The organism is Nitrospirota bacterium (assembly GCA_016214385.1).
Lineage (GTDB): Bacteria > Nitrospirota > Thermodesulfovibrionia > UBA6902 > JACROP01 > JACROP01.
The window spans coordinates 1-15,703 of sequence record JACROP010000034.1; the positions used below are offsets into that span (position 1 = coordinate 1).

Here is a 15,703-nt window from a genome sequence, read left to right on the forward strand (position 1 = left end):
AATTGGACTGCTGAACAACTTGAGATGATAGCTAAAGCAAGACGGGTCATAGGCTATGGAGGGGCATTTCCCCCATATGAGGGGCTAAAGAAAAAAATTTTAAATTCAAAAAGTTTTGCGATTGCTTTTAAGCTTAGACCTTTCAGGAAAAATGTATTATGAAAAATAACATGCTAAAAAAGGGGGACGTAAAGGCAAATAATAATAAAATCGGCATGTTCGGAGGGACATTCAACCCCATCCATTACGGGCACCTCAGGGCTGCTGAAGAGGTGAGGGAAAGAATTGGCCTCGGAAAGATACTCTTCATCCCTTCAGGTACCCCCCCTCTGAAGGTCGAAGACCTCGCACCTGCAGAGCACAGATACGAGATGACCAGACTTTCCATAGAGACAAATCCGTTATTTCAAATATCGGATATAGAGTGCAGGCAGGTAGGAAAGTCGTACACTGTTGAGACTATCATGGCACTGCGAGAGATTTATCCAGACAAGGAGTTCTATCTCATCCTGGGGATTGACTCATTCCTGGATATTCCTTCGTGGTACCAGCCAGAAAGGCTTATGGAGCTGACAAATTTTATAATAATATCAAGGCCTGGATTCCATTTCTCAAACCTTTCCTCAATGATAACAACAGATGCCAGGATTCTTTCAGAACTTGACACCTGCGAACTCCAAAGTCATAAGATAAGTCTTAAAAGTGGCAGGGAGGGTTTCCTGCTTAATGTCACACTCATGGATATATCCGCAACAGCCATAAGGAGGCTTGTGAGAAGCGGAATGAGCATAAAATATTTATTGCCAGATGCAGTAGAATCTTATATAATTTTTAATAAGCTGTATTTTAGTGACAAGTGACGAGTTACGAGTAACGAGTTTAAGGGATTAAGAAAGAGATTGTCAGCCATACTTGTTACTCGTTACTATTAACTTGTAACTGACTTAGAGAAGGGAGGGTATACCTTTAAACAGTAAAGAAGAAGCACTTAAAGCGGCGAGGGTAGCTCTGGATAAAAAAGCCAGTGATGTCCTTGTCCTTGAATTGAAGGGCCTTTCAGTAATAGCGGATTACTTTGTAATCTGTTCTGGAGAAAGCTCCAGACAGGTTAAAGCATTAGCGGAAGAAATAGAGAAAAAACTTTCAAAGAGTAAAATTCTTCCGCTTAACATTGAAGGGTTGAATAATGCCTGCTGGATTTTGATGGATTATGGCGACGTGATAGTCCACATCTTTGATGCAGAGACGAGGGCTTATTACGAACTTGAAAAACTCTGGCTCGATGCCCCTCGAATACCTGTAAATCAAGATAAAGATATATTGGGCAAGAGAGGTAAAAGAGCCTTATACTAACGGATAAAGGAAGATGGGAAAGTTTGCGATATTTTTACTTATAATTTTTGTTGCAGCCCTCGGCTATCTGGCCATTCTTAATAAAGAGACTGTTACTATGAGGTTTGGGCCGGACTCCATTTACGAAATACCCAAGATTGCCCTGATACTCTTCTCAAGTGCCCTCGGGGCACTGGCCATGCTTGCTGTTATTGTCGTCAGGGATGCCAGGCGTTATATCGAGAACTGGCAAAACGTCAGGCAGCAGAAAAAAGAATCCCGGCTTCAGGAATATTATACAAAGGGGCTGGATGCCCTTGTTGCTTTCAGGGAACAGGAGGCCGAGGAACACTTCAGCCGTATTATCCAGGAAGAGCCAAACCATATAAACAGTCTTCTCAGGCTGGGGGATTTAGCCTTCAATTCAGGAGATATAATAAAGGCAAAGGATTACTACATAAAGGCAAAAGAACTCAGCCCCAGAAACATCGAGATCCTGTTTTCCCTCGAGAAGGTTTTTGAGGCAGAGCAGAAGTGGCAGGAGGCCTTAAGATATCTTGATAATATCCTTGAAATAGATGAAGAGAGCCCTCTTGCTCTTTACCGTAAAAGAGATGCCTTTGAAAATATGAAACGGTGGGACTCGCTCCTTGATGTCCAGTACAAGATTCTCAAGAGCGAGCTGCCTGAGCGTGAGAAAGAGCGAGAACATAAAAACCTCATAGGGTATAAATATGAATTAGGGCGACACTACCTCGAGAGCGGCGATGTTGATAGAGCTAAAAAGCTCTTAAGGGCAGTTGTCAGGCAGGACAAGGATTTTATTCCGGCATATCTTGCCCTTGCTGAGGCCTATCTCAGGGATGGGGAAGTTGAAGAAGCTGAAGAACTTCTTACGAGGGGGTATGAGACGACTTCTTCACTTGTTTTCCTTGCAAGGCTTGAAGACCTTTTCATAGCCCTCGGAGAGCCAGGTAAGATTATAGGCCTGTATCAGAAGGCTGTTCAAAAAGATCCAAAAGATCAAAAACTTCAATTTTTCCTTGCAAAACTTTATTACCGCCTTGAGATGATAGATGACGCCTATGAAACGGTTGTATCTATGGATGCAGGTAGCCTGGATTATCCTGATTTACACAACCTGCTCGGCAATATATACCAGAGGCGCATGCAGTACGACAAAGCTGCAGAGGAATTTAAGAAAGCTTTAAAGCTTAAGAAACTGCTCCTCGTCCCTTACTGCTGTAACAACTGTGGTTATAAATCTAAAGACTGGAGTGGGCGCTGTCCTAAATGCAAGCGCTGGGATACCTTCATCCTTGATATGGATGGAAGCTGCAAGATATAGAAAAGAAAAAGTTGTTCTGGATACGAGTCTATTCGTGAATCCAGAGGTTCGTGGCGGATTGGGAGATACCCCAACCGAGGCCCTTGAAACCTTTCTTTTCCTTGCAGCCCAGATACCAATCCTTGATTTTTACATGCCGCCGTCTATCTTTAAAGAGCTGTTAAATTTTGTCGATCAGGATAAAATATCCGGAGACCTGCTTGTTATCCTTCATCAAAAACCACCCAGCAAGCACGAGCTTAGTTGCCCTGCATTCTTGCTTTATGAACTTATCGAGGATGTGCGTGACAGGATTAACAAGGGCCTCAGGGTTGCAGAAAAAGCTGTCCGGACAGTATCCAAAGCGCCAGAGCAGGAAATTATTCAGGAGCTGAGAAAGAATTACAGAGAGGCGCTGAGGGAGGGAATAATTGACAGCAAAGAGGATGTTGACCTCATACTTCTGGCCAAGGAATTAGATGCACTCCTTGTTACAGCAGACCAGGGAGTTATAAAGTGGGCTGAAAAGATGGGAATTAAATGGCTCTTTCCAAACAAATTCAAAGAATATCTTTTGAGTTCAATCAAAAAATCTAAAGTCCTCAAGCCTTCTCCTTAGTCAAGTAGAAAGTAGAGAGTAGAAAGATGGAGAAGAAATTAACCCGCTGTCTCCTTTACCAGTAGCCTTGAGACAATATTTTTAAGGCAATTTTGCTTGTGATTACTTTTTATTATGAGGCTATTAGCGTCCTTGACTTTTATGTGTGTCTTAAGTAACATAGCAAAGATTTTTCCCTTGGGAGGCCACTATTGCAGGAAGCGCCAGTATTTTTACATTTTGAAAGCATACCGCCTTATGTGATTCATTCATGGCTTGCAATGATTATCCTCATAGGCAGTTCTCTTCTTATAAGAGTGTCGATGAGTATCGTCCCTGTTGGTATACAGAATTTTACAGAATCAATAGTTGAAGCATTTTTAAAGCTCACCGAGGATACAATAGGCAACCACTGGGGAAGGAAATTTTTTCCATTAATAGGTGCATTAGGCCTGTATATACTCATCGGTAATTTTATGGGCCTTATCCCTGGGTTTGAGTCTCCAACGAGTAACATAAATACCACTGCCTCACTTGCACTCCCTGTATTCCTTGCGACTCATTACTTTGGCATCAAGACTCATGGCTTTGGCTATATAAAGCACTTCCTCGGCCCAATGAGGTCTATCTTTGCTCTGCCGTTGATGATACTCATGTTCTTTATTGAATTTGTAGGGCATCTTACAAGGCCGGTGACCCTCTCTGTCAGGCTCTTTGGCAACATGATTGCCAAGCACCTGGTTCTCTCAGTCCTTGTAGTAGTAGCTTTCATTGTGCCGGCTATAACCATAATCCCATCAGCTATATTAAACCTTTTTATCCTGAGTATTGGGGTTCTTGTATGTATAGTGCAGGCCCTTGTATTTGTCATTTTGACAATGCTCTATCTATCAGGTGCAGTTGAAGCAGAGGAGCACTAAAAATATATGAAAGGAGGAGGATCAATGAAAAGATTTGTGTTAATAGCTTTGCTTTCCCTGACCCTTCTGAGTATACTTGCCCCCTTGGCATTGGCTGAAGAAGCTGCCCAGGGCGCTGCAGGAGATGCCAAACTCAAATATTATGCAATGGCAGCTTTAGGGTGTGCTATAGGCGTTGGCATAGCTGCTGTTGGCACAGGCATAGGCCAGGGCATTGGCGTAAGCAAAGCATGCGAAGGAATAGCGAGGAACCCGGGGACTTCAGGGAAGATAACAACAACCCTCATCATCGGTCTTGCGATGATTGAGTCTCTTGCAATCTACGCCCTTGTTGTGGTTCTTATCATCCTCTTTGCGAATCCATTCAAAATATAGAAAAAGGGCAGGTATCCTGCCCTTTTTCCCATTTCTTTTACTCTATTTTTTGGATTTTCGGAGAAAGCTTTCCCTTGACAGCCCTATAGTTAGCTGCGTATACTAAAGACTAACCCTGGGGGAGGCCATAGGCCTGAGAGTCCCGAATAGTCGGGAGACCCCTGAACCTGAACTGGGTAATGCCAGCGTAGGAAAGGGAGTGATAACCGTATCTCTCCAGGGATACGGTTTTTTTGTTTGCATGAAAGCGATAGAAACAAAAGAAACCAGCACATCTAATGACAGCCCTGCCAGAATCAGGGAAGTCCTTGCCAGGGCTCTGGACTTAGAGATATTAAGCCTCACAGAAGTTTCAGCCCTTATAGCTCTCAGAGACCAGGCCATGTGGGAAGAGGTCTTTAATGCCTCTGCTATGGTTAAGGAAAAAGTTTACGGTAAAAGGGTTGTGCTTTTTGCACCGCTCTACCTATCCAATGAGTGCATGAACAACTGCCTTTACTGTGGCTTCAGAAGAGGCAATCAGGAGGCAAAGAGGAAGACCCTGAGTATCGAAGAAGCAGTGGCAGAGGCATCAATACTTTCATCTCGGGGATACAAGAGGTTACTTCTTGTTACAGGAGAGCTTGCCGGGGCTGTAAATTACCTTGAAGGGGTGATTGATGCCATCTACAAAAGGACTGACATAAGAATCCTCCACGTTAATTCCGCACCTATGGGATTAAATGAATTTAAAAGACTAAAGGCTTCAGGTGCGGGTGTTTATCAATGTTTCCAGGAGACCTATCACATTCCAACTTATAGAGTTATGCACCCATCAGGTCCAAAAGCAGATTATTACTGGAGACTCAATGTTATGGACAGGGCAATAGATGCCGGTTTTGAGGATGTGGGCATGGGAGTGCTCCTTGGCCTGCATGACTGGCGTTGGGATGCCTTTGCGCTTATTGCCCATGCCCACAGGCTTGTAGAGAAATACGGCTTTGGCCCTCATACTATTTCTGTTCCAAGACTTCAACCTGCACAGGGCGCAGAACTTAAAGAAGCCCCCTATGCAGTATCAGATAGTGATTTCAAAAAAACAGTTGCAATATACAGACTCGCCCTGCCCTATGTCGGTGTTGTTGTTTCTACGAGGGAGCCTGCATATCTCAGAGATGAACTTCTTTTAATAGGTGCATCTCAAATATCAGCCGGCTCGAGGACAAGCCCTGCAGGTTATATGGAAGGTGGTGACACAGAACAATTCGAGATAGGGGACAGGAGAAACCTTGAAGAGGTTGTAGGAAAGATTGCAAGCATGGGGCTTTTGCCGAGCTTCTGTACAGCATGTTACAGGGAAGGCAGGAGTGGTGATACCTTCAGGCACCTTGCCGAGGACGGTGGCATAAAAAATCTCTGCCAGATAAATGCTATTCTGAGTTTGAAAGAATATGTAGAAGACTATGCGCCTGAGGAGTTAAAGTTGCTGCTTGAAAGAAGGATAAAAGAAGAAGCCTTGAAAACAGGTAATGGGCTTTTTGAAAAGCTTCAGCAGATAGAAAAAGGTAAAAGGGATATTCATGTATAAGTAAGAAGTTAAGAGTTAAATGTTAAGAGTTAAAAGTTATGATGATTAGATTAAATGGAAGTGTAACGGAATTTGAAGACGGTTTTACAGTGGGAAGGCTTCTTAAAAGCATGAATATAGAGCCCATGAGAGTAGCTGTTGAGGTTAATCTTGAGGTGATAAAGAAACAGAACTATCAGGAGCATCGCCTTAAAGACGGAGACAGCATTGAGATTGTCAGTTTTGTAGGTGGAGGATAAATCAGATCCAAAATGCAAATTAAAAATTTTTAAATAATTTCTAAGGAGAAGATTGATGGAAGATAGGTTTGTTATAAGGGGCATAGAATTCAAGTCGAGGCTGTGGGTTGGGACAGGGAAATACAGGGATTTTGAAGAAACAAAAAGGGCTGTTGAGGCATCAGGGGCTGATGTTGTTACTGTTGCAGTGAGGAGGGTTAATATCACTGACAGGAGCAAGGAAAACCTCCTCGATTACATAGACCCGAAGAAATACAAGATACTTCCGAACACTGCAGGGTGCTACACGGTTGAGGATAGCCTTCGGTATGCAAGGCTTGCGAGGGAGGCGGGGATTTCTGACATGATAAAGCTCGAGGTCATCGGCGATGAGAAGACCCTCTTCCCTGATACAGGCGGCCTTTTGAAGGCAACAGAGATTCTTGCGAAGGAAGGCTTTATCGTCCTTCCATACACCAATGATGACCCTGTTATCGCGATGAGGCTGGTTGATGCAGGCGCTGCGGCTGTCATGCCTCTGGGTGCCCCAATTGGTTCTGGCCTCGGTGTGAGGAATCCATATAACATTAAAATCATTCTTGAAATGGTTAATGTCCCTGTAATAGTGGATGCAGGTGTTGGGACGGCCTCAGATGCTACTATAGCGATGGAGCTTGGCTGTGATGCAGTGCTTATCAATACAGGCATTGCAGGAGCCAAAGACCCCATTGCCATGGCAGAGGCCATGAAGCATGCTGTAATTGCAGGAAGGCTTGCTTACAGGGCTGGCAGGATACAAAGAAAATTATACGCCACTGCAAGCAGCCCGATAGAGGGAATGCTTTAACGAGTGACGAGAGACAAGTGACAAGTAAACAGTCAATAGATTTTAGAGTTTATCTAATAACAGATAGAAAACTCGTCACTCGTCACCCGTCACTCGTCTCTGCTATTAAGGAGGCATTAAAGGGAGGGCTAAAGGCGCTGCAGCTCAGAGAGAAGGATTTGGGGACAAGGGAATTACTTGAGCTGGCATATAAAATGAGGGAATTGACAAAAAAATATAATGCAAAACTTTTTATCAATGACAGGCTCGATATTGCCCTGTGTGTAGATGCTGATGGCGTTCATCTTGGCCAGAATAGCATCCCTCCAGGTGCGGTTAGAAAGGCTGTGAAAAGGAGACTTCTAATCGGGGTCTCGACTCATAGCCTGAAGGAGGCAGAAGAGGCAGAAAAAGCAGGCGCTGATTTTATAACCTTTGGCCCTATCTATAAGACGCCTTCAAAATTAAAGTACGGCCCACCTGTTGGTATTGAGGCATTGAGAGAAGTGTGTAAAAGAATAAGGCTTCCGGTATTTGCCATTGGAGGCGTTAATATAAACAAGTTAAGTGAATTAAAACAAACAGGCGCACATGGCGTTGCCCTTATATCTGCTATTTTGTGTGCAGGGGATATCAGGGAGATGACAAGAAAGTTTATGAGGTCTTGGGAGATGAATAAATGACAAGAATTGAACTAACAAAAAAAGGAATAATTACAGAAGAGATTAGAAAAGTGGCCTTTGCTGAGGGGCTCAGGCCAGAGGACATTGCAATTGACATTGCAGATGGCCTTACAGTCATACCTAAAAATATAAAACACGATATAAGTCCTGTTGGCATTGGCAGAGGTCTCAGTACCAAGATCAATGCAAATATAGGCACATCCAGAGACAGGGTATCTTTTGATGAAGAGATGCAGAAGCTGGATTTGCTTGTGAGATATGGTTCTGATGCAGTTATGGATCTCTCAACAGGAGGCCCTATAAAAGACCTCAGGAGATTGCTCATCAGAAAATCGCCTATTACAGTAGGGACAGTCCCGATTTATGAGGCTGCTGTCATGGCAGCGGAAACCCATGGCTCTATCTCAAAGATGAGCCCTGATGATTTATTTAAAACAATTGAGGAGCACGCAGAAGACGGCGTGGACTTTATCACTGTGCATTGCGGCCTTACAAGAAAAGCCATTGAGAGGCTCAGGGACGAAGGGAGGATACTGGATGTTGTGAGCCGTGGAGGCGCCTTTCTTGTTGAATGGATGATATACAATGAAAAGGAAAACCCGCTTTATGAGTATTACGACAGGCTGCTTGAGATTGCAAGAAAATATGACCTTACCTTAAGCCTCGGTGATGGCCTGAGGCCCGGATGCCTTGCAGATGCAACAGACAGGAGCCAGATTGAAGAACTGCTTACACTTGGAGAATTAAGAGACAGGGCGATCGACAAAGGTATCCAGACAATCATTGAGGGCCCGGGTCACGTGCCAATAAATCAGATTGAGCTTAATGTAAAAATTCAAAAAGAAATTTGTAAGGGCGCGCCATTCTATGTCCTCGGCCCACTTGTAACTGATATTGCAATGGGCTATGACCATATTGCTGCTGCAATAGGGGGCGCCATTGCAGGAGCTGCAGGAGCAGATTTTCTCTGCTATGTAACTCCTTCAGAGCACATAAGGCTTCCGAGTCTTGATAATGTTAAGGAAGGTGTTATTGCATCGAGGATTGCTGCCCATGCCGCTGACATTGCAAAGGGCGTAAAAGGAGCCATTGAAAAAGACAGGGAAATGGCACACAAGAGAAAGGCCCTTGACTGGGACGGTCAGATTGCCCTCTGCTTTGATACAGACAGGGTCAGGCAATGGAGGGCAGAGGCGCCTCCGGCTGAGAAAGAAGTATGCAGCATGTGTGGCGAGTTCTGCGCCATAAGGACAGTGGAAAGGGCACTGAAAAAGGGTATTTCTTAAATGAAGATTGCCCTCACCATTGCAGGCTCAGACCCCACAGGTGGCGCTGGGCTGCAGGCTGATTTAAAAACTTTCAGGGCGTTCGGGGTTTATGGCCTCAGCGTCCCTGCAGTGTTCACCGCGCAGAATACAGAAGGGGTTTGTGATATTTATGATTTGCCCCCTGATTTTTTTTCAATGCAACTCGATGTAATCCTTAGAGACATCCGGCCCGATGCTTTAAAGACAGGAATGTTATACAGCACTGATGCCATAAAAATCGTTGCTGAAAAAGTAAAGGATTATTCTTTGAAAAATTTCGTTGTTGACCCTGTAACAGTATCCTCTACAGGGACATCACTTATTAAAAATGAAGCATTAGAGGCTATAAAACTCTATCTCTTTCCCGTATCAAAGGTGATAACGCCGAATATTTATGAGGCCTCAATTTTTACTGGCATAAACATTGAAGATGAAGATGGGATGAAGAGGGCGGCTGTAATGTTAAAAGAACTTGGGCCTGAGGTAGTAGTCATCACAGGCGGGCATCTAACAGGAAAGACCCTTGACCTTTTATGGGATGGTAAGGAATTTTTATTCTTAAAAGGGAAAAAAGTTGAGGGCCAGTTTCATGGCACAGGTTGTGCTTTTTCATCGGCCATAACTGCCTGTCTTGCCCTCGGTTATGATGTAGAGAAGGCGGTGGTGGCAGCAAAAGAATTTGTCTGGAAGGCCATAAATTCCTCTCTATCTATAGGGAGAGGCCTTAAGATATTGAATCTCTGAACTGATTGAGTCTTTACAAAAGTCAAAATTTGCCACAGAGGACACAGAGAACACAGAGCTCACGAGAAAAGTGTAAAGAAAAATATTTCTCTGAAACCTCTGTGGCGGAAAAGAAGGTTTTTACAGTAAGATTAATTATGATTGAAGTAGAACTTTACAGAGGCACGCCAGTCTCAGACCAGAAGGTCGAGATAGTTGAACGCAAGGGGCTGGGGCACCCGGACTACATGTGCGACTCCATTATGGAGTCTATTTCTGTTGCCCTGAGCAAAGAATATTTAAAAGAGTTCGGCACAATACTTCACCACAATATTGACAAGGGACTCCTTGTAGCAGGCCAGGTTCAGAGGAGCTTTGGAGGAGGCAGGGTAATAAAACCAATGGAGCTGATTATTGGCGACAGGGCGACTTTTGAGGCTAATGGAAGAAAGATTAAAGTTGAAGATATTGCTGTAGAGACATCAAAGATGTGGCTCAGGGAAAACCTCCGTTTTGTGGACCCTGAAAAGGATGTTCGATTTAGAGTTGTGCTTGCCCCTGGCTCAACAGAGCTGACTGATATATTTATGAGGGCAGGAGAAATAAGGGTTGCCAATGATACATCTGCGGCTATTGGTTATTACCCCCTAACCCCAACTGAAAGGGCAGTCCTTTCACTCGAGGGATATTTAAATTCTTTTGAATTTAAATCCCTTTATCCTGAGACAGGAGAGGATGTTAAAGTAATGGGCATGAGAGACGGAAGAAATCTTGACATAACAGTGGCAATGCCCATGCTCGCTGACTATATCCATGCAGAGGCCGATTACTTTAATAAGAAGGAATTGCTGCATAGAGTTATGGTCAGGCATCTTGAAGATGGGTTTAAAGATTTCTTTAATGAGATTGAAGTCCACTTTAATACGCTGGATAAGCAGGGCAGGGGTCTCGGCGGCATCTATCTCAGCGTCCTCGGAACATCTGCTGAAGATGCTGATTCAGGCCAGGTTGGCCGTGGAAACAGGGTAAACGGTCTTATATCAATGAACAGGCCTATGGGGACAGAGGCAGCAGCAGGCAAGAACCCTGTAAGCCATGTGGGGAAAATTTATAATATCTTTTCCCACAAAGTGGCAAGGGATATTTATGAACGTGTAGAAGGGCTTAAAGAGGTATATATCCTGCTTCTCAGCAGGATAGGGACGCCTATAAATGAACCTCAGGTTGCTTCTCTCCAGCTTTCTGTGGAAGATGGTGCTGATTTGAATGAGGTTACAAGAAAAAGCAGGGAGATAATGGAGGAGGAGCTTTCAAGAATCGGGGATTTCTGCTTTGAACTTGCAATGGGGAAATATCCTGTTTGTTAGATACCTCAAGATGCAACCCTTATAACAGTCTTTACATTGCCCCTCGGATTGAAGTCGCCAATTACTTCGAGGCGCCTTGGTTTAATGAGCTTTTTTAAATCATCAAAGATTTTATTGGTCACTGCCTCGTGGGACAATGACTGGTCTCTGAATTTATTCAGATAAAGTTTTAAGGACTTCAGTTCAACGATAAATTTGTCAGGTATGTAATTTATTTTTATCGTTGCATAATCAGGATACCCTGAGCGTGGGCAGAGGCATGAAAACTCAGGGAAATTTATTTCGACATTATAGTCTCTGTCGGGATAGGGATTGTCCCATTTCTCAAGTTTAGCCTTTAAGATTGCCTCTTCCCCATATTTTAGATTCTTCTTCATGTAGTTACTTTACCTTATGAATTTATTTAAAGGCAAGGGAGCAGGGAAACCAGACCAAACCCCTGACGGTGCGGGTGACTGGAAGGGTTAAGCCGTGCAAAAGAAATATTCAACGGATTACAGGATTCTTAGGAGATCATATGCAGTAAAATTATCATTTCCACCGACAAAGTGACATCGCCGGCGGATAGATGTTTCCATTGCAAAAGTTATCTGCCGTTGCGGGCAGGTTCTATCCAAAAATTCATATTTCAAACTTAATCCCCAAATTTCTCCCGGTAGTTATTTAGCCTGACTATTGCATCTTAGTTTTTACTATAAAGGTTATTGCTGAATTTGTGGCTTCTATAACCTCAATCTGCATGCCACGAAAACCAACAATTTTGGCTTCGGAGAGATCATAACTTAACTCCTGAAAAAATGCAGGTCTTCGGGTTCTAAAAATTCAGGCTTCACGAGAGACAAATTTACAGATGTGCATGAAAACAGAAGAGAAATTAGAATTAGAGTTATTCTTTTCATATTGCCTCCTTAATTAAAATAATCTCTGCCCGCAATGAACAACTAACGGTTTCAGCACAAACGAAGTTGCAAATCAATTTGGACTTTAGTCGTTTGTGCTGTGTTAGCGGACGTATGACTAATTCTATGCAGCAACCAATTTTTCTTCATTTTGGACAACTATTTTTGGATTTGGATTTTTAGGTGGAACTGGTAATCCTTGCTCCTTAAGGAGATTAACATGCTCTATCATTCCCCACTTAGCCTTGTAAATACAATCCTCGATAGAATGTCCTATCCCTGAAAAACCTTCTAAATCTGGCGAATAAAATCCAAAATAGTCAGGCTCTTCAGTAGCCTCGATTATCAAAGTATATTCTAATTCAATCATTGCTCTCCTCCTCTCTTTATTTCTTTATGCCTGCTGCTTTCAAAATAGCATGACAGGTGCCAGTAGGCACTTCTTTTGAACCATGATAATCTACTCTAATTAGTCTATCCCACCCTGGTTTTCCATAGTATCTAATAGATCCCTTCTCTTTTATGACTCTAAAGCCATTTTCCTCTAAAAGTCTTACCAATTCGCTGAACTTCATTCAGTCCTCATATAAACATTATACCATTCTTCACTTGCTCATATGTCCGCTACCTTGTTCGTATCCGCAACTATTGCGTATATACCCCCCCAATTTGGCAGTGTAGACGCAATGCGGATTTTTTTACTATAGGTTTCCAGTTAAAAACTACACTTTTTGAAAATTTCTGTCAATGTAGATTTCAGGAAAAAATGTCTGAGAGGCTTGGCCGAGCCTTGCCAATGTTTGCCTCTGGCATGGCTTGAAGCGACCCCTTGCAGTGTCGGAATGTTCCGTGCGAAGTCAAAGGAGCATGGAGTCCCTTCCGGTAAAATCCCAAAGTTGCAGCATGATTCTCTCAGAACTGGTATAATTAGCGTAAATGTCACTGACTGTAGTTCTCAAAGAGAGGTGGAAGAAAAGAAAGGCCATCAGGGAAGACGCCCTGAATGAGGCGGGGAGGCTTGCATTGCTTCTTAGGAAACAGTACACGTTTGACGCCCTCTATGTCTGCGGCTCCCTCGTTTCAGGCAGTTTCGGCAAGCACTCGGATATCGACCTGATCATAAAAGGATTAAAGACAGAGGATTTTTTCAGGGCATATGCCTATCTTTTAAAAGAGAGCAGGTACGGTATCGACCTGAAACCCTTCGAAGATTTGCATGAGGACTTCAAGGAAAGGGTTTTGGCGGAGGGAATAATGATTGAATAAGGATATCCTGCGGGGAATGATCTCGGAGATAGAAAAGGAACTGGGCACTCTTGATGAGCGAGATTAAAAAATTCCTTGCCTTTTTGAAAAAAGAATTGAAGGTCTGAACGAGTCTCGCATTTCTTCTCTGCCATCAATATAATCTATCATGCTTTCGAAGATACTCAGTGCCTGTATCAAGGGCACTAGCTGCAATAACTTATCCTGCATTATTTATGCTCGTAAACGCCATGAACCCCTGGATGTTATCGGCAGCAGTGTCTATCTTGTCATTTCCTGCAGAAATGCTGTAAATTAAGTTATGGCTTTGCTTGAGATAAAAAAATATCCAGAAAAAATTCTGAAAGAGAGGGCATCTCCTGTTGAGACATTCAATGGGGCACTGCAGAAGCTCATTGATGATATGATTGAGACCATGTATGCTGCCCCGGGTATTGGGCTGGCCGCTCCCCAGGTGGGGGTATCAAAGAGATTAATCGTCACAGATGTAAGCAGCTCAGTTACGAGTCGCACCGACCGTCAGGAAGAGTATCCCCTCATAGTTCTTATAAACCCTGAGATTGTTTATACAGAAGGAGAAGTTGAGGGGGATGAAGGCTGCCTTAGTATTCCTGGTTATCTGACTGTTATCAGGAGGGCTGAAAAGATAAAGGTAAAAGGCCTGGATAGGAAAGGGAGGCCTGTTGAGATTGAGGGCACAGGGCTTCTGTCAAGGGCATTGCAACATGAGATAGATCATTTAAATGGCGTGCTGGTAATTGATAGGATAAGCCCTATAAAAAGGGAATTTTTTAGAAAACGGTATATGCGTGCTTTGAGGGAGGGTAGCTGAGGCTTATTTTTTTTGGGTCCCCTGATTTTGCCCTACAGCCCCTCAATGCCCTTTTGAGATCAGGCCACAAGACAGTTGCAGTGGTCACCCAGCCTGATAGACCAAAGGGAAGGGGGAGGCTGATGCAGGCCTCTGCTGTGAAACTTGAGTCCCGAAGGTTCGGGATTAAAATCCTCCAGCCGTTAAAGGTCAGGGAGAAGTCCTTTATGAGGGAGTTGGAGGCTTTAAAACCAGAGGCAATAGTGGTTGTAGCTTATGGACAGATACTCCCCTCAGAGATTATACGCCTCCCAGAATACGGTTGTATTAATCTCCATGCCTCTTTGCTGCCAAAATATCGTGGAGCAGCCCCGATTAACTGGGCTATAATAAATGGTGAAACAGTTACGGGTGTCACAACAATGCTGATGGATGAGGGCCTTGATACAGGGCCGGTATTACTTCAGAAAGAGGTAGAGATAGAGCGGACAGATACAGCCAGGACTCTATCAGAGAAGCTTTCAAAAGTTGGGGCTGAATTGCTTGTTGAAACACTTGAGGGGCTGGAGAATAAATCCATAAAACCAGTCCCCCAAACAGGAGAGGCCTGTTATGCACCAGTGCTTAAAAAAGGTGATGGCAGGATTTCCTGGTCAAAGGGGGCTTATGAACTTTATAACCTTGTAAGGGGGCTTTATCCATGGCCAGGGGCGTTTTCTTTTCTTGAAGGTAAGAGGCTCAGGATTTTATGGGCAGAACCCCTTTCTGGCAATGGGCCTGCAGGGGTTATAGTAAAAGCCACAAAGGGTGAGTTAATCGTTGGCACAGGTGAAGAAGTTCTATCTATAAAAGAGATTCAGCCCGAAGGCAAAAAACAGATGACTGTTTCGGATTTTTTGCATGGCCACAATATAAGAGAGGGTATGAGATTTGAAGAACAACTGGATTAGGGGAATATTTTTAAGGCTCGGTTACCCGATTATCCTCATCTTTTGATGGCTGTTCAAGATAAAGAAAGACAGGCTCCAGAAGCTCCTGATTGATACAAATAACAGCCTTGTCTTTAAATCGAGACCGAAACCTGCAAAGCGACTTCTACTTCTTCTGCCCCATTGCCTTCAGCTCAGTGACTGCAATATAAAGATAACCTACAATGTCTATAATTGCGAAGGGTGTGGCCGCTGTGAGATAAAGGACTTTACACGGATTGCAAAGGAACTCGGGCTTGAGCTTTTTGTTGCAACCGGAGGGACCATAGCGAGGAGGGTTGTTGTGGAGACTAGACCCGAAGCTATAGTTGCTGTTGCATGCGAGAGGGACCTTAGCAGTGGAATCATTGATACATATCCCCTGCCAATCCTCGGCATTATAAACGAGAGGCCATTTGGCCCCTGCTTTAATACAAGGGTTGATATTAGTGAGGTAAAGAATGCATTGAAGTTCTTTGCTGGGAATTCTCGGTGAAATTAGAAATTATAAATTAT

General features: G+C 43.6%; 21 protein-coding genes and 1 riboswitch. Of the genes, 18 read left to right on the top strand and 3 right to left on the bottom strand.

What is annotated here, in order from left to right:
• The first annotated feature begins 24 nt into the window (after positions 1-24).
• From HZC12_02125 to HZC12_02190, 14 genes are all read left to right on the top strand, one after another.
• On the top strand, positions 25-162 hold the full coding sequence (locus HZC12_02125) for a hypothetical protein (protein MBI5025526.1): 138 nt from the start codon (positions 25-27) through the stop codon (positions 160-162).
• Positions 159-860: a nicotinate-nucleotide adenylyltransferase gene (locus HZC12_02130; protein MBI5025527.1), complete on the top strand. Its 702-nt coding sequence runs from the start codon at positions 159-161 to the stop codon at positions 858-860. The genes HZC12_02125 and HZC12_02130 overlap by 4 nt, the downstream gene beginning before the upstream one ends.
• Before the next feature lie 100 nt (positions 861-960).
• A complete protein-coding gene (gene rsfS / locus HZC12_02135; GenBank protein ID MBI5025528.1) occupies positions 961-1,353 on the top strand; it encodes a ribosome silencing factor in 393 nt (130 codons plus the stop codon).
• Between the two features lie 13 nt (positions 1,354-1,366).
• Positions 1,367-2,680, top strand: coding sequence for a tetratricopeptide repeat protein (locus tag HZC12_02140; protein MBI5025529.1), 1,314 nt, complete (start codon positions 1,367-1,369; stop codon positions 2,678-2,680).
• Positions 2,661-3,278, top strand: coding sequence for an RNA ligase partner protein (locus HZC12_02145; protein ID MBI5025530.1), 618 nt, complete (start codon positions 2,661-2,663; stop codon positions 3,276-3,278). The genes HZC12_02140 and HZC12_02145 overlap by 20 nt, the downstream gene beginning before the upstream one ends.
• Positions 3,279-3,538: 260 nt before the next feature.
• On the top strand, positions 3,539-4,177 hold the full coding sequence (gene atpB / locus HZC12_02150) for a F0F1 ATP synthase subunit A (GenBank protein ID MBI5025531.1): 639 nt from the start codon (positions 3,539-3,541) through the stop codon (positions 4,175-4,177).
• Positions 4,178-4,201: 24 nt separating this feature from the next.
• Positions 4,202-4,552 carry an ATP synthase F0 subunit C gene (gene atpE, locus HZC12_02155; GenBank protein ID MBI5025532.1) on the top strand — a complete coding sequence of 117 codons (351 nt, stop codon included), beginning with the start codon at positions 4,202-4,204 and terminating at the stop codon, positions 4,550-4,552.
• Between the two features lie 107 nt (positions 4,553-4,659).
• Positions 4,660-4,763: riboswitch (TPP riboswitch) on the top strand.
• Positions 4,764-4,793: 30 nt separating this feature from the next.
• On the top strand, positions 4,794-6,119 hold the full coding sequence (gene hydG / locus HZC12_02160; GenBank protein ID MBI5025533.1) for a [FeFe] hydrogenase H-cluster radical SAM maturase HydG: 1,326 nt from the start codon (positions 4,794-4,796) through the stop codon (positions 6,117-6,119).
• Positions 6,120-6,157: 38 nt separating this feature from the next.
• Positions 6,158-6,358 carry a sulfur carrier protein ThiS gene (gene thiS / locus HZC12_02165; GenBank protein MBI5025534.1) on the top strand — a complete coding sequence of 67 codons (201 nt, stop codon included), beginning with the start codon at positions 6,158-6,160 and terminating at the stop codon, positions 6,356-6,358.
• Between the two features lie 55 nt (positions 6,359-6,413).
• Entirely contained in the window at positions 6,414-7,184 is a 771-nt protein-coding gene (locus HZC12_02170; protein ID MBI5025535.1) for a thiazole synthase, read from the top strand.
• Between the two features lie 17 nt (positions 7,185-7,201).
• Positions 7,202-7,846 (top strand): thiamine phosphate synthase, encoded by a 645-nt coding sequence (gene thiE / locus HZC12_02175; GenBank protein MBI5025536.1) that lies wholly within the window; start codon positions 7,202-7,204, stop codon positions 7,844-7,846.
• Entirely contained in the window at positions 7,843-9,132 is a 1,290-nt protein-coding gene (gene thiC, locus HZC12_02180; protein MBI5025537.1) for a phosphomethylpyrimidine synthase ThiC, read from the top strand. Before thiE ends, thiC begins: the two co-directional genes overlap by 4 nt.
• A complete protein-coding gene (gene thiD / locus HZC12_02185; GenBank protein MBI5025538.1) occupies positions 9,133-9,897 on the top strand; it encodes a bifunctional hydroxymethylpyrimidine kinase/phosphomethylpyrimidine kinase in 765 nt (254 codons plus the stop codon).
• 137 nt (positions 9,898-10,034) lie between these two features.
• A complete protein-coding gene (locus tag HZC12_02190; protein MBI5025539.1) occupies positions 10,035-11,243 on the top strand; it encodes a methionine adenosyltransferase in 1,209 nt (402 codons plus the stop codon).
• Between the two features lie 5 nt (positions 11,244-11,248).
• Here the strand turns inward: HZC12_02190 and queF are convergent, their stop codons facing one another.
• From queF to HZC12_02205, 3 genes are all read right to left on the bottom strand, one after another.
• Positions 11,249-11,620 carry an NADPH-dependent 7-cyano-7-deazaguanine reductase QueF gene (queF, locus tag HZC12_02195; protein MBI5025540.1) on the bottom strand — a complete coding sequence of 124 codons (372 nt, stop codon included), beginning with the start codon at positions 11,618-11,620 and terminating at the stop codon, positions 11,249-11,251.
• 646 nt (positions 11,621-12,266) lie between these two features.
• Complete coding sequence (locus tag HZC12_02200; protein ID MBI5025541.1) at positions 12,267-12,512, bottom strand: type II toxin-antitoxin system HicB family antitoxin; 246 nt, start codon at positions 12,510-12,512, stop codon at positions 12,267-12,269.
• Between the two features lie 16 nt (positions 12,513-12,528).
• On the bottom strand, positions 12,529-12,717 hold the full coding sequence (locus HZC12_02205; GenBank protein MBI5025542.1) for a type II toxin-antitoxin system HicA family toxin: 189 nt from the start codon (positions 12,715-12,717) through the stop codon (positions 12,529-12,531).
• A 361-nt stretch (positions 12,718-13,078) separates the two neighbouring features.
• Here HZC12_02205 and HZC12_02210 point away from each other — a divergent pair, with 361 nt between their 5' ends.
• From HZC12_02210 to HZC12_02225, 4 genes are all read left to right on the top strand, one after another.
• Positions 13,079-13,408: a nucleotidyltransferase domain-containing protein gene (locus HZC12_02210; protein MBI5025543.1), complete on the top strand. Its 330-nt coding sequence runs from the start codon at positions 13,079-13,081 to the stop codon at positions 13,406-13,408.
• Positions 13,409-13,709: 301 nt separating this feature from the next.
• The gene (gene def, locus HZC12_02215; protein ID MBI5025544.1) at positions 13,710-14,240 is read left to right on the top strand and encodes a peptide deformylase; all 531 of its coding nucleotides are present in this window, start codon (positions 13,710-13,712) and stop codon (positions 14,238-14,240) included.
• On the top strand, positions 14,237-15,169 hold the full coding sequence (locus tag HZC12_02220; GenBank protein MBI5025545.1) for a methionyl-tRNA formyltransferase: 933 nt from the start codon (positions 14,237-14,239) through the stop codon (positions 15,167-15,169). Before def ends, HZC12_02220 begins: the two co-directional genes overlap by 4 nt.
• Before the next feature lie 49 nt (positions 15,170-15,218).
• On the top strand, positions 15,219-15,683 hold the full coding sequence (locus HZC12_02225; GenBank protein ID MBI5025546.1) for a DUF116 domain-containing protein: 465 nt from the start codon (positions 15,219-15,221) through the stop codon (positions 15,681-15,683).
• The last annotated feature ends 20 nt before the right edge of the window (positions 15,684-15,703 follow it).